The following is a 13,797-nucleotide window of genomic DNA, read 5'->3' on the forward strand; positions in this document are numbered from 1 at the left end:
AACATGGCTTTTGAAGGTTTAACTGAAAGATTACAGGGTGCAATCTCAGGGTTGCGCCGTAAAGGAAAAGTGACAGATGCCGATTTGCGCGACACCATGCGCGAAATTCGGATGGCGTTGTTAGACGCCGACGTTAATTACACAGTTGTTAAAGAATTTGTGCGCAATGTTCGTGAAAAAGCTTCTGGTGCAAATGTGCTAGAAGGTCTGAACCCTGCACAACAAATCGTCTCAATTGTGAATGATGAATTAGTTGAAATGATGGGGGACGAAGCCACACCATTAAACAAGTCACCTAAGATTCCAACGGTGATTATGATGGTTGGGTTGCAAGGTGCTGGTAAAACGACGACAGCCGGAAAACTAGCTAATAAATTAAAGCGTGAACAAAATGCGCGCCCATTTATGATTGCAGCCGACGTTTATCGTCCTGCGGCTATTCAACAATTGCAAACCATTGGTGAGCAAATCGATGTCCCTGTTTTTGAATTAGGGACAGATGTTGATCCACGTGACATTGTCCGTCAAGGATTAGATGCAGCACGTGAAGCAAAGGCTGATTACGTCTTTATTGATGCGGCTGGACGTTTGCAAATTGACGAAGCCTTGATGCAAGAATTGGCTGATATTAAGGATATTGCCCAACCAGATGAAATTATGTTGGTTGTTGATGCCATGACCGGTCAAAATGCGACTGAGACAGCTGAAGGATTTAATGAACGCCTTGGTATTACTGGCGTTGCGTTAACGAAGTTAGATGGTGATACGCGTGGTGGTGCGGCACTATCAATTCGTGCCGTTACGGGTAAGCCAATTAAGTTTGTCGGTCAAGGTGAAAAGATGGATGACTTAGATGTCTTCTATCCTGATCGTATGGCAAGTCGTATTTTGGGTATGGGTGATATGATGACCCTAATCGAAAAAGCCCAAAAGGATTACGACGAAAAGCAAGCTGAAGAAACAATGGAAAAGATGAAATCAAGTACCTTTGATTTCAACGATTTCTTAGATCAAATGGAACAAGTCCAAAATATGGGACCGATGGAAGATTTGATTAAGATGATTCCAGGAATGGCGAATAATCCAGCACTTAAGAATGTGCAAATGGACCCAAAGGATATGGAACACATTAAAGCCATTGTGTATTCAATGACACCGGCTGAACGTGAGAATCCTGATTTATTGAATCCATCACGACGTCGTCGTTTAGCTGCAGGTTCTGGTCGTCCAATTGTTGAAGTGAATCGCATGATTAAGCAATTCAATGAGATGAAGAAGATGATGGGCCAAGTGTTGAACGGTAACACACAAGGTATGGAACAAATGATGGGGGCCTTAGGCATGGGCGGCAATGGTGCCGGTGTTGGTGGCGGCTTGCAAGGTAAAATGGCCAATGTTGCCATGAAACAAATGGCTCGTCGCGTTAAGAAAAATAAGAAAAAGCGTCGTAAATAAAATTTTTTTGGCTGTGTAAAGGAAAAACACTTTACACGGTCTTGAGAAGCTGGTATATTATTACCTGTAGAAAAATTACTGGAGGAATACAGAACATGGCTACTAAGATTCGCATGAAGCGTATGGGTTCAAAGAAGCGCCCATTCTATCGTATTGTTGTTGCTGACTCACGTGCACCACGTGATGGTCGTTTTATTGAAACAGTTGGACTTTACAACCCATTGGTTGAAGAGAACCAAGTGCGTTTGGAAGAGGACGTTATCTTGGACTGGTTGAACAAGGGTGCTCAACCTTCAGATACTGTTAAAAACTTGTTGTCAGATGCTGGCATCATGCAAAAGTATCACGAAGCAAAGTACAGCAAGTAATTTGTTTGTGATTAAAAAGAGTGACCGTTGTGGTTACTCTTTTTTTGTGGCCGAATGCCAAAACAAACATGCTATACTAATAGCAAAAAGAAATGTGAGAAAGAGGTTAGCATGAGCTTATTTAAAGTGGGAACAATCGTTAATACACACGGCATTCGTGGTGAAGTACGCGTGGTGCCAATTACTGATTTCCCAGAAGAACGCTTCCAAGTGGGCGAACAATTAGTCATTGATGGTAAAACGCCAACGACCGTCGTGATCAAGACGGCCCGTGCCCATAAGCAATTTATTTTGTTGTCATTTGAAGATTTGCAAGATATTAATTTAATTGAACAATATAAAGGTCGTGATTTATTAGTTGATGAGTCTGATTTAAATGAATTAGCCTCAGATGATGAATATTATTATCATCAGATTATTGGTCTAACGGTTATCGATCAAGCAACCCAACAAACGCTAGGTAAGGTGTCAGAAATTTTGGAATTACCAGCTAATGATGTGTGGGTGGTTAAGCAAAAGGGTGCCGATGATCTATTGTTGCCAAATATTAAACAAGTCATTGAACAAGTTGATTTAGAGCAAGGACAAGTGTTCGTCAATCAATTAGAGGAAATTTAGGATGCGAATTGATGTATTAAGTTTGTTCCCTGGTATGTTTGCGCTAATGCGCGAATCAATTATCGGTAAGACCATTGATAAAGGTTTGGTTGATTTTAATGTGGTTGATTTTCGTGATTATACGACAAATAAACATAATAAAGTGGATGATGAAATTTACGGTGGCGGACAAGGTATGCTCTTAATGCCACAACCAATCTTTGACGCCATCGAGGCGGTGGAAACTGACGCGGGTAGTCGTGGACGTGTTATTTTGATGGACCCAGCTGGTGAACGATTTACGCAAGCAAAAGCCGAAGAATTTGCCAAAGAAGAGCACTTAACTTTTATTGCAGGGCATTATGAAGGTTACGACGAGCGTATTCGTGAATTGGTGACGGATGAAGTCTCGATTGGTGATTTTGTGTTGACTGGTGGTGAACTGGGCGCAATGACTGTCATTGATGCAACCGTACGTTTGTTGGAAGATGCATTGGGCGATGATATGTCAGCGGTCGATGATTCATTTTCAACAGGCTTATTGGAATATCCCCAGTACACACGCCCAGCTGAATTCAGAGGTTTAAAGGTACCAGAAGTCCTAACTTCAGGTAACCACGCTAAAATCGCCGAATGGAAGCAAAAAGAAGCCTTACGTCGGACCTACCAACGGCGACCAGATTTATTAGATACTTATGAATTTACGCCAGAAGCGCAGCGTTTATTACGTGAAGTGAAGGCTGAGGAAAACAATTAAGTTTAAATCTTGTTTAAGACTTGAAAGTCTAAGATGAGTATGCTATATTACTTATTGGTGTTTTCACCAAAATAAAACCCGATAATCCGCTGGCCGAATGGTGCATGATTGTTGATGAGGAGATAAGATTATGCGTCAAAATGCATTGTTAGAAAAGCTTACTGCCGATCAACTACGTACGGACATTCCTGAATTCCGTGCTGGTGATACTGTTCGTGTTTACGCACGAATTGTTGAAGGATCACGCGAACGTGTCCAATTGTTTGAAGGTGTGGTTGTAAAGCGCCGCGGAACTGGAATTCAAGCAACATATACTGTTCGTAAGATTTCAAGTGGTGTTGGTGTGGAACGTACATTCCCATTGCACTCACCACGTGTTGACAAGATCGAAGTAGTTCGTCATGGTCGCGTTCGTCGTGCCAAGTTGTACTACTTGCGTGCATTGCAAGGTAAGGCTGCTCGTATTCCTGAAGCACGTCGTTAATTTACCTGGCTTATGCCGATTAAAAAAGACTGATTGCCTTGTGCGATCAGTCTTTTTTTGTATTGTGATGCGAATGTAACCGCTTGAATTTATGGGCAGTAAATGATAAATTTAGAGTATAAATAAAAGTGAGAAATGAGGACTGAAGAATGCCATTTGTACACGTTGAATTAGTTGAAGGCCGTACATCAGAACAATTGAAAGCGATGATGTCGGATATTACAGATGCTGTCGAAAAGAATACAGGAGCACCACGTTCAGCCATTAAAGTGATTGTTGATGAAATGCGTGCTGATCGTTTTATGGATGGTGGAACATTACGTTCTGAAAAGTAAAGATATGTCAAAAAGAAGGTGAAAGCCTTTTTTTTTATCAAATGTAGAACAAAGGAAATCATAATGGTGGAGCAATATATTTTATCAATTGATCAAGGGACAACGAGTACACGTACGATTTTATTTGATCAAGATGGGCACGCTGTGGCCCATGCTAAAAAAGAAGTGCCACAGATTTTTCGTAAACCAGGTTGGGTTGAGCATGATGCGGCTGGTATTTGGAACGATACGAAACAGCTTTTGAATGAAGTAATTTTAAAAGCCAACATTGAACCTTATAAAGTTGCTGGAATTGGGATTACGAATCAACGTGAAACAACGGTTCTATGGGACCGTATTACGGGTGAGCCCATTGCACCTGCGATTGTTTGGCAATCTAAACAGACCGATGATATTGCTGAAAAATTAAAGGATGAACACGAAGCCCTCATTTATGAGAAAACGGGACTTTGGGTCGATGCTTATTTTTCCGCGACTAAGATTATGTGGTTACTAGATACTGTTCCTGGAGCACGTCAAAAGGCTGAACAAGGGGACTTGCTATTTGGAACCATTGATAGCTGGCTATTATATAAGCTGACAGATGGGGCAGTCCATGCGACAGATTATAGTAATGCTTCACGAACGATGTTGTTTAATATCCATACCTTGGACTGGGATGACGATTTGTTAGCGCTCTTCAATATTCCACGGGCAATGTTACCAAATGTCGAAGATTCGGCCCATGTTTTTGGCTATACGGCTAATTATGTTTTCTTTGGACTACAGGTACCTATTTCTGGAATTGCAGGGGATCAACAGGCTGCCTTATTTGGACATCAAGCCTTTAAGGTGGGGGATGTTAAAAATACCTACGGAACTGGTTCATTCATCGTTATGAATACGGGGGACAAGGTTGCCGAATCAGAGAATGGCTTATTATCAACAATTGCCTATAGCTTGGATGGACATGTAACCTATGCTTTAGAAGGTTCAGTCTTTATTGCTGGCGCCGCGATTCAATGGTTACGTGACGGGTTAGAATTAATTAGCAATGCAAGTGAAACGTCTGATTTAGCGAAGCAATCGCGGATTCAACATCCTGAATTCATTTATATGGTGCCATCTTTTACTGGATTGGGCGCACCTTATTGGGATCAGCAGACACGTGGTGCCATGTTTGGCTTGACACGTTCGTCAACCAAAGCGGATGTTGTTCGCGCAACGGTCGAATCATTGGCGTACCAAACACGTGATGTGATGACAGCGATGATGCATGACACGAATTTAGAAATGGATTCATTTGTTGTAGATGGTGGTGCAGCGGTTAATGATTACTTACAGCAATTCCAAGCTGATTTACTTCAGATGCCAGTGCAAAGACCAGAACAGTTAGAGACAACAGCACTCGGGGTTGCTTTCTTGGCCGGACTTGGTGTTGGCTATTGGTCAGGTATCGATGCGTTGCCTGAGTTGGATGAAAATCATATTAAGATGCCTGATTTAGCCTTAGCTGAGGAAATGGATGCCACGTATCGTCGTTGGCAAAAGGCAGTTAGAGCTGCGCAAACGTTCCCTTTGCAGGATGAATTCAAATCCTAATATTAAATTTGTGTTACGAAAGCTTAAAAATAAAGTTAAACTTAATTATTTAAAGATGAAGTAATCAAAAGTGCGTGTGACACATTTTTGATTACTTTTTTTGTGCATTAGCACAAGCTTTATTCTGCATGTGACACATTTTTGTCTAAATGCTCGTCTTAAAATGCGTTGGTTTAAACTTAATTATGCTGGATTTTGACTAAAAATGGTCCGCAAAAGTAGGCCAATTTACGGTATTATGGTACTAATAAATGTGTGAATTAGAGGGGATAGTGAAATGGGAAATAAAACTAATAAATTGGTTGTTAGTGGAATGGTTGGGGCCTTTGGTGTCATTGGGGTGACACAAGTCCCTGCTGTGCAAGCTGCAATGACGCATTATGAACAAGCCGAAAAGGCAACCAGCCAACAAGCAATTGATGCTGACCCAGTTCATCAAGCAGTTCATGAAAATTTGAAGTCATTAACTGGTCAAACCGTTGCTAAGCAAGCGCAACCAAGTACGCCTAAACCTGATAAAGTTAAGAAAGCACCAATATCGGATCAAACGAAGACCCGTCGTGCCGTAGAAAATAAAACTGAACAGACTAATCAAACGCAAGCAAAGGCTGCGTCGGCAGCACAATCAGCAAGTCTTCAAGAACAAGAGCGTCTAGAAAAGATTAATGCCTCACAGTCAATGGCTGAAAGTATTGCTGTGAGCGAACAACAAACAGCTGAATCAGCAGCACAAGCGGAATCAGAAGCAGCCATGCAAGCAGCATTAGAAGAACAATCTGCTCAGGCTGAGCAGCAAGCACAAGCAGAGGCAGAAGCAGAAGCAGCGGCTGCTCAACAAGCGCAAGCAGAAGATGATGCAGCACAAGCAGCACCGGCTGAAAGTGAAGCAGTTGAGATTATCCCGGCATCAACGACGACTTCAACTGCAGATTCAGCATCTGAAGTTGCAAGTACCAGTGTTGCTGATTTGGACACATGGCAAAGTATTGCCGATGAACAAGATGAGCAGTCAAAGTCTGAAGACGTTCAGTTAAATGAGCAAAATGATATGACACAGGCAGCTAATAAAGTTGTACAAGCTGGTACAGCGGAAACATCTGGTCAACTTGTTGCGCAATCATATGAACATGCAACTGGTCAATCATTACCAACAAATACAACTGAACAAGAAAGTTATCTAGAAACAACCGATCTAGATGGCTCAGATGTTCAGGATGTGGCTAACGCTGGAGATGTCGTTTTCTGGGGTGATCATGGCACATCATATCAATCTGGTATTTACATTGGTGAAAATCAAGTGGTGACTGTTCCTGATAACGATGGGACAGCTCAAGTTCAAACAATCGATCAGAATCCAGCTTTTGTTGGAACGTTCGTTTAAATTAAAAAACACCGTTTTGTACTTAAGTACAAGACGGTGTTTTTATTTAAGCTTGTTCAGCATCTAATTGCGCTAAGCGATCATCAATTTGTTGTAAAACAATTGCTTGATTAGCAGGATCTTCCAAGTTATATGTTTGTAAATCAACCATCATTTTTGGTGAAGCATCATATTCTTCGTACCATGTTTGATAGGCTGACCACATTTTAAAGTAGTAGTCACGTAATTCTTGATTATCGTCAAATTGTTCGTAGTCACGACCACGTTTCTTGATACGGTATAAAATCGTATCAAAATCAGCATTTGAAAAAACCATCAAATCGGGGCGTTTTTTGGGCATTGACTGTAATTCAGACATCATATTATCGAGTAATTGCATATATACGGTTAATTCAGCATCCGAAATATTACCTTCTCGATGATTTTCTTGAGTGAAGAGGGCATCTTCGTAAATTGAACGATCTAAGACATTGTTATCATCTGCCAATGCCTGCTTAATCATGGCGAAACGCTTATTCAAAAAATAAATTTGAAGTAAGAAACCGTATTGCTTTGGATCTGCATAATAAAGTGGTAAGACAGGATTTTCTCCAACTGGTTCGAAAAAAGCTTGTGTCCCCAAATGTTTTGCAATTAAATCTGTTAATGTTGTTTTACCAACGCCAATCATACCTGCTGTGATAATCACCATGATTGTCCTTCTTCCTTTAGGATTTCGTTAGTCGATACCTAACGTGCCGATAACTATCTTAGCTAATTAATTCTTTGAATGCAATTCTTGACAAATTTAAAAAAGACGCGTGCAAAACAAAAACGCCCAATTTTGGGCGTTTAGGAACTTTATTTTTCTAAATTCTGTTGGCTAGTTATTTGCTTGTTTGAAGTTGGCGTATTTTGTTGTTCAAGTTGTTCCAAAATTGATTGCAAAACTTCCAATTCAGTTGGATCTGCTTCTTCATCTTCAGGATTTTTACCTGTTGCAAGTTGACGCGCTTTGTTCATTGACTTAATCATTAAGAAAATAACAAAGGCCGTTAATAAGAATGTAATGGTGCTTGAAATAAAGCTTCCCATTTTAATTTGAGCCGGTCCAATATGAAAAACAAACTCAGTAAATGAAATTGAGCCAGTAAAAATACCAATAATTGGCATAAAGATATCATCAACTAAAGCAGTTAACAAAGTTTGGAACGCGCCCCCCATGATGAACGCAATGGCCATATCCATGATGTTACCATCTGCAACAAAATCACGGAATTCCTTAAAAAATGATTTCATAATACTCTCCTAAAAAAATTTTTAACAAACACACTTTATCATAAATGGTCATTTAAATTGGAACTAACGCGATGGATGCTAGAAAATTTTAATAATCTGATACCAATGTTAAAGCTGCTGATTCTAGTCTAAATCACTATCACATTGGCGCAAAGTTGTGTAAAATGTGAAGGAAAGAGTTTGCAGAAAGTGGGTTAGTGATGCGGGGATTAATATTTGCGTTATTTTGCGGAATAACGATTATGTTTTTTGTGGGGTTATCAATGTTAAGCCAGCTATACGCCTGGCCATTGTGGCTCTCAATTGTGGCTTTTATTTTAGCTGTGATTATTTTTACTTACTTAATGGCACGATTAACTTTAAAAATGAATCGATCTAAGCAAGCAAAGCAACAACAAAAGGAGCATACAGACGATGGAAACGAAGCGTAGTACATGGACCAATGCCTTTCAGGGTTTGATTTGGATCGTGGTGGGGATTATTTTAGACTTTATGATTCAAATTTTCGGAATTTCAGGTAGTCAAGGCTTAGCCATGAGTTTTGGACAACCAACAGAAGGCGTCTTTGCGATCTGTATGATGATTTTGATTGTTGCCGTACTTGGTGTAATGACCTACTGGACTTTAATGTATGCGATTCATCAGATTAGTCCCAAAGTCGGACTCCATCCTTATAACCGAGAGAAGGCTAAATGGATTTGGTATGGTTATGGTTTGATTATTTTGAGTAGCATGGCGGTCGGAATGCTACGTGTTTTCATTACCGGTGATGCTAGCCAAGCTGAAAATCAACGTATGCTAGAAGAGTTAGCCAGCCGTGGTTCATTTGGCTTAATCTTTATTATTGTACTGGCAGTTGGTGTGGCACCTATTATTGAAGAATTGATTTTTAGAGGGGTTGTCTTAAATTATTTCTTTAAAAATAGTTGGTGGTGGACTAATGTGATTTTGTCAGCCGTCTTATTCGGTTATTTCCACGTTTATTCAGCATTTAATTTCTTTGACTTTTTACAGTATAGTTTAATGGGACTTGTTTTAGCATTCGTTTACAAACGGACACGCCAGATTCAGTATGCGATGGCCTTACATTTTGTTAATAATGCGGTTTCGATGATTGTCTTGAGTCTGTCATTATTCTTAAGTTAAACAAGAATGTTATTTTTTCCAAAACTAGCTTATAATAGTATAAGAAATAGATGGAGGGTATTAATAATGACAAATTATTTACACACAACTTTTGGCAGTCAAAAAGTGCTACAAACAATTATTGAACAACATCCGCACAATGAATTGCTACTGACGGTTGATGATCAGGATCAAACAAATTTTCAACTCTTAGAGCAACTGCCATCAGAAACGTCTGTTTTTGAAACGCCAGTCAGCTACCAAGTTTTAGCAGCCGATGGTGCCAAAGAGGGTATTCGTGGCTGGTTGCATTTTACATTTTTGACTTTACCAAGTGAAGAGCAACAAGCATTTATTAAGCAATGGTCGAATTATCAAAACCAAAAACTAGCCTCAGTTGAGGGGTTAATTACGAGTGAATTATTGCAACGCACAGATGAACGGAATCAGTTTGCAATTATGACCACATGGACTGTTCGGGATTACTACACCATTTGGGATACAGCTAGTCAGGGACCGTTGAAAAAGTATACGGATCTTGCCTCACGCTACAATGTCCGTAAGCGAAGCTACTCACCAGCAGCGTTTACGAAACAGCAATTACGTTAAAAAGCTGGGCTGGCTGTTCTTTTATTCGTAAACTTGCTATAATGTTTAGTTATAAATAACGAGAAGGGAGCCCGAAATAGACTGATGGAATTTGAACGTATAAATGAAGATACAATTCGCGTAGTGGTATCAAATGATGATTTACATGATCGTGGCGTATCGATTACCGATTTGTTGGGCAACCAGGAAGAAATTGAACACTTTTTTTATGGTTTATTAGAAGAAGCAGATATTGACTATGCCTTTTTAAATAAGAATGACGGTGAAATATCATTTCAAGTGTTGCCTAATCGCAATGGGATGGAAGTGTACATTTCAAATCAAATGCCCGACCAAGAATTAATGGAAGGGATTGTGAAATCCGCCATTGAAAATCGAGATCCAGAGCAAAACGGTGCAAATGATGATGTATCAGCAGATTTGTTGAAGCGTTTGATTGGCACTGATGATACAGATGAAGAAACGGATAATCCGCTACCTGCATCAACGCCAGTTATGGATGATGATGCGCGACGGACAATGCTTGAAGATATGCCAAGCAGTGCGTTTATCAAAATAGAAGAATTTGAAGACGTTTTACGTTTAGCAAATGTTGTCGGTAGTGGCTTACGTGATTCTCAACTGTATGAAGATCAACATGCTTACTTTTTTGACTTACAATTTGAGGAGGCGCTGACATTAGTAGATCGTCAAAATATCCTAAGTATTGCGCTAGAATATGGAAAAGTAAGTCCAATTGCAGAAGATGTGATTGCTGAGCATGGACATACCATCTTCGCAACACGTGCGATTGAACAATTGAATCAATATTTTTAAAACTCGAAAATGTTTAGATGCCCTTGGTTATCTAAACATTTTTTATTTTAGCCAAAAATAGCGTCTCTTTTTTATAAGAGAAGGAGCAAGTGCTATGCAAAAACATCGGGCTGAGCCAAATCAGCAACAATTATCGCAATGTCGTTGGTGTCATCAATCCATCTACTGTCGGCGCAAACCTGAGGGGCAATCGATTTATTGTCATCAAGCACAACGCACAAATCGTCCAGGTGAAAGTGGCAGTCATTTGCAAGGGAAACGATTCTTAAAACAGTTTTTTCAAAAGCAAGGGGCTCATGTTGAAAATGAGGTCTACTACTCGGATTTGCAGCAAAGACCGGATGTTTGGGTGCTGTGGCCAAATCAGGTTATTTGGGCGATTGAATATCAATGTGCCTATTTAACCTATGCGCAGTTCTTAAAACGAACGCAAGCCTATCAAAGTGTTAATTTACCTGTCTTTTGGATTTTGGGTGCAAACTATGTTGGCAAAATACCCTATGCAGTTTTACATCTGGAGGCGCAGGGACTTGGTGCTGATTATAGTGATGGCGGGCAACTTAAAAGAATTCATTTTAATGGACAACAGGCTTGTGTGCGACAACAGCAATGTATTTATCCACAGCGTCTTTTGCAAAAGATTAGACAAGGGGTTCAAAAACAGCGTGCCCCTTATCAGCAATTACAGCAAAGGATATATTTGCGTGGTGGAAATTTACTGCAAATGCCAGCGGTTTGCTTGCCGACCACTTACTTGCCAGTGGGCCCACGTTTACCACATTGGTTTATATACTATGAACTATGGCTTTTATTACATGAACAAGCACGATCATATTCGGAACTTTTAGCATGTGTTGTTGAAACACCTTGGCATCAGAGTGTTTATATTTGTGAGCGTAAGTGGCAAGCATTTGTGTTGACAAAAATGCTACAGGCTTGGTTTAGTGCTGGCATTATTATCGCTGTAGCAGATCAGATTTGTTTAGTTGAAAAATAAGTTTATGAGAAAATTATCATTTTCCAACAACTAATGTTACAATATATGAAAGTTTAATTTCAATTTCTAAAGGAGTACAACATTATGGCAAAAGAACTACCAACAAGAAGTGAAGTCCCAGTCAGTCAAACATGGGATTTAAGTACAATTTTTAAGACAGACGACGCTTGGCAGGAAGTTTTTGACGATGTTTTGGAACGTGTTGATAGTTCAGCATATTTTGCTGAACATGTGGCCGATTCAGGGGATGCCTTGTTAGGGGCGCTTGAGTATGGTCTTAGCTTGATGCGTGACCTAGAGAACTTATATGTTTATGCTTCAATGAAAAATGATCAGGATACGACCAATAATTACTATCAAGGTCTTTTTGATCAAGTACAAGCTTTAGCTGCACGTGTTTCAAGTGCAATTGCCTTCTTTGATCCTGCTATCTTGGACTTAACAGATGAACAATGGCATGATTTCAAAGCAACTACACCAGCATTAAATAATTATCAACATTATTTTGATGCCATTTTGACTCAAAAAGGACATGTGCTTTCAGCTGATAAAGAAGCTTTGCTTGCGGCTGCAGGGGATGTTTTTGGTGCTTCAGAAAAAACATTTAGTATTTTGGATAATGCGGATATTACATTTGGAACGGTCGAAAATGCAGAAGGTGAAACTGAACAACTCTCAAATGGTGTGTATGCGCGTTTGCTAGAGTCAACTGATCCAGAAGTTAGAAAGAATACTTTCCAAACATTTTATAAGTCATATATCGACTTAGAGAATACTTTTGCGTCAACTTTATCAAGTCATGTCAAAGGGCATAATTTCTTGGCACAAGCACATAATTATTCAAGTGCTCGTGAAGCTTCATTGGCACATAATCAAGTGCCGGAGGTTGTTTACGATACTTTGGTAGAAGAAGTTAATAACGCATTGCCACTTTTGCAACGTTATGTCAGCTTGCGTAAGCAATTACTTGGATTAGATGAATTACATTCTTATGACTTGTATACACCGATTTTAGGTGAACCAGATTACAGTATCGATTATGAGTCAGCAAAAGCGGAAGCGTTAGAAGCATTGGCCCCATTAGGTGAAGATTACTTGGCACATGTGAATGAAGCCTTTGATTCACGTTGGATTGATGTGATTGAAAATAAGGGTAAGCGTTCAGGTGCTTATTCTGGTGGTGCGTATGACACGAACCCATTTATGTTATTGAATTGGGTTGATAATCTAAACAATTTGTATACGTTGGTTCACGAAATGGGCCACAGTGTGCATAGTTATTTGACGCGTCATAATCAACCTTATCAATATGGAGATTATCCAATTTTCTTAGCTGAAATTGCCTCAACCACAAATGAAAACCTATTAACAGATTATTTGTTGAAGCATGTTGAATCAAAACCATTACGTGCTTATATTTTGAACCAATATTTGGATGGTGTTAAGGGAACGGTCTTCCGTCAAACACAATTTGCAGAGTTTGAACAATGGATGCATCAACAAGATGCAGCTGGCGTACCGTTGACCGCTGAAGTGTTGGATACGGCCTATGCTGAATTAAACCAACGTTATTATGGTGATGCCTTGACGGCTGACCCTGAAATTGCCCATGAGTGGGAGCGTATTCCACATTTCTATTACAATTTCTATGTATTCCAATATAGTACTGGTTTTGCGGCTGCAACAGCGATGTCAGATCAAATTTTGACTGAAGGGCAACCGGCCGTTGATCGTTATAAGACATTCTTAAAGGCTGGATCATCTGCTTATCCAATTGATGTGATGAAGCAAGCCGGGGTCGATATGACCCAAGCAGATTATTTGCGTGAAACATTTAACACATTTGAAGCGCGTCTTGAGGAATTCGAGCAATTAGTCACGGAACTGGCTCAAGCAGATTAATTTATGGTGATTGTTAAACCGATCCGTTTGCAAATGGAATCCCGTAAAAAGATATTGTTTTTGAATTGAAAGCCCTGTCCTAAACAGGTACAATGTAGAAGCATAAGAAAAA

At 39.8% G+C, this 13,797-nt stretch carries 16 protein-coding genes; 14 read left to right on the top strand and 2 right to left on the bottom strand.

All coding sequences use genetic code 11. The features are described 5' to 3' along the window. Nucleotides 1-3: 3 nt before the first annotated feature. From ffh to IV67_RS07205, 8 genes are all read left to right on the top strand, one after another. Complete coding sequence (ffh, locus tag IV67_RS07170) at nucleotides 4-1,455, top strand: signal recognition particle protein (RefSeq protein ID WP_057788523.1); 1,452 nt, start codon at nucleotides 4-6, stop codon at nucleotides 1,453-1,455. 95 nt (nucleotides 1,456-1,550) lie between these two features. Further along, nucleotides 1,551-1,823 (top strand): 30S ribosomal protein S16, encoded by a 273-nt coding sequence (gene rpsP / locus IV67_RS07175; RefSeq protein ID WP_057788524.1) that lies wholly within the window; start codon nucleotides 1,551-1,553, stop codon nucleotides 1,821-1,823. 111 nt (nucleotides 1,824-1,934) lie between these two features. Beyond that, on the top strand, nucleotides 1,935-2,441 hold the full coding sequence (gene rimM, locus IV67_RS07180; protein WP_057788526.1) for a ribosome maturation factor RimM: 507 nt from the start codon (nucleotides 1,935-1,937) through the stop codon (nucleotides 2,439-2,441). 1 nt (nucleotide 2,442) lies between these two features. Further along, nucleotides 2,443-3,177 (top strand): tRNA (guanosine(37)-N1)-methyltransferase TrmD, encoded by a 735-nt coding sequence (trmD, locus tag IV67_RS07185; RefSeq protein ID WP_057788529.1) that lies wholly within the window; start codon nucleotides 2,443-2,445, stop codon nucleotides 3,175-3,177. A gap of 130 nt (nucleotides 3,178-3,307) precedes the next feature. Then, nucleotides 3,308-3,661, top strand: a complete 354-nt coding sequence (gene rplS / locus IV67_RS07190; protein ID WP_057788531.1) for a 50S ribosomal protein L19 — start codon at nucleotides 3,308-3,310, stop codon at nucleotides 3,659-3,661. 149 nt (nucleotides 3,662-3,810) lie between these two features. Further along, the gene (locus tag IV67_RS07195) at nucleotides 3,811-3,996 is read left to right on the top strand and encodes a 2-hydroxymuconate tautomerase (protein WP_057788533.1); all 186 of its coding nucleotides are present in this window, start codon (nucleotides 3,811-3,813) and stop codon (nucleotides 3,994-3,996) included. Nucleotides 3,997-4,059: 63 nt separating this feature from the next. Then, a complete protein-coding gene (gene glpK / locus IV67_RS07200; protein ID WP_057788536.1) occupies nucleotides 4,060-5,577 on the top strand; it encodes a glycerol kinase GlpK in 1,518 nt (505 codons plus the stop codon). A 277-nt stretch (nucleotides 5,578-5,854) separates the two neighbouring features. Then, a complete protein-coding gene (locus tag IV67_RS07205) occupies nucleotides 5,855-6,958 on the top strand; it encodes an NlpC/P60 family protein (protein WP_057788538.1) in 1,104 nt (367 codons plus the stop codon). A gap of 46 nt (nucleotides 6,959-7,004) precedes the next feature. On the opposite strand, the gene IV67_RS07210 is transcribed toward IV67_RS07205, so the two are convergent. Both IV67_RS07210 and mscL read right to left on the bottom strand, forming a co-directional pair. After that, nucleotides 7,005-7,649 (bottom strand): deoxynucleoside kinase, encoded by a 645-nt coding sequence (locus tag IV67_RS07210; protein ID WP_057788540.1) that lies wholly within the window; start codon nucleotides 7,647-7,649, stop codon nucleotides 7,005-7,007. A 149-nt stretch (nucleotides 7,650-7,798) separates the two neighbouring features. Beyond that, the gene (mscL, locus tag IV67_RS07215) at nucleotides 7,799-8,236 is read right to left on the bottom strand and encodes a large conductance mechanosensitive channel protein MscL (RefSeq protein ID WP_057788542.1); all 438 of its coding nucleotides are present in this window, start codon (nucleotides 8,234-8,236) and stop codon (nucleotides 7,799-7,801) included. A 263-nt stretch (nucleotides 8,237-8,499) separates the two neighbouring features. Between mscL and IV67_RS09305 the strand changes: the two genes are divergently transcribed. From IV67_RS09305 to pepF, 6 genes are all read left to right on the top strand, one after another. Continuing rightward, nucleotides 8,500-8,667 (top strand): hypothetical protein, encoded by a 168-nt coding sequence (locus IV67_RS09305; RefSeq protein WP_157050313.1) that lies wholly within the window; start codon nucleotides 8,500-8,502, stop codon nucleotides 8,665-8,667. Next, on the top strand, nucleotides 8,651-9,382 hold the full coding sequence (locus tag IV67_RS07220) for a CPBP family intramembrane glutamic endopeptidase (protein WP_057788544.1): 732 nt from the start codon (nucleotides 8,651-8,653) through the stop codon (nucleotides 9,380-9,382). Before IV67_RS09305 ends, IV67_RS07220 begins: the two co-directional genes overlap by 17 nt. 66 nt (nucleotides 9,383-9,448) lie before the next feature. Then, on the top strand, nucleotides 9,449-9,970 hold the full coding sequence (locus tag IV67_RS07225) for an antibiotic biosynthesis monooxygenase family protein (RefSeq protein ID WP_057788546.1): 522 nt from the start codon (nucleotides 9,449-9,451) through the stop codon (nucleotides 9,968-9,970). Nucleotides 9,971-10,054: 84 nt separating this feature from the next. Next, the gene (locus IV67_RS07230) at nucleotides 10,055-10,786 is read left to right on the top strand and encodes an adaptor protein MecA (RefSeq protein ID WP_057788548.1); all 732 of its coding nucleotides are present in this window, start codon (nucleotides 10,055-10,057) and stop codon (nucleotides 10,784-10,786) included. 94 nt (nucleotides 10,787-10,880) lie between these two features. Then, on the top strand, nucleotides 10,881-11,783 hold the full coding sequence (locus IV67_RS07235) for a competence protein CoiA family protein (protein ID WP_057788549.1): 903 nt from the start codon (nucleotides 10,881-10,883) through the stop codon (nucleotides 11,781-11,783). An 84-nt stretch (nucleotides 11,784-11,867) separates the two neighbouring features. Continuing rightward, a complete protein-coding gene (pepF, locus tag IV67_RS07240; protein ID WP_057788551.1) occupies nucleotides 11,868-13,685 on the top strand; it encodes an oligoendopeptidase F in 1,818 nt (605 codons plus the stop codon). Nucleotides 13,686-13,797 lie beyond the last annotated feature (112 nt).

Source organism: Weissella minor (assembly GCF_001437425.1).
Taxonomy (GTDB): Bacteria; Bacillota; Bacilli; order Lactobacillales; family Lactobacillaceae; genus Weissella; species Weissella minor.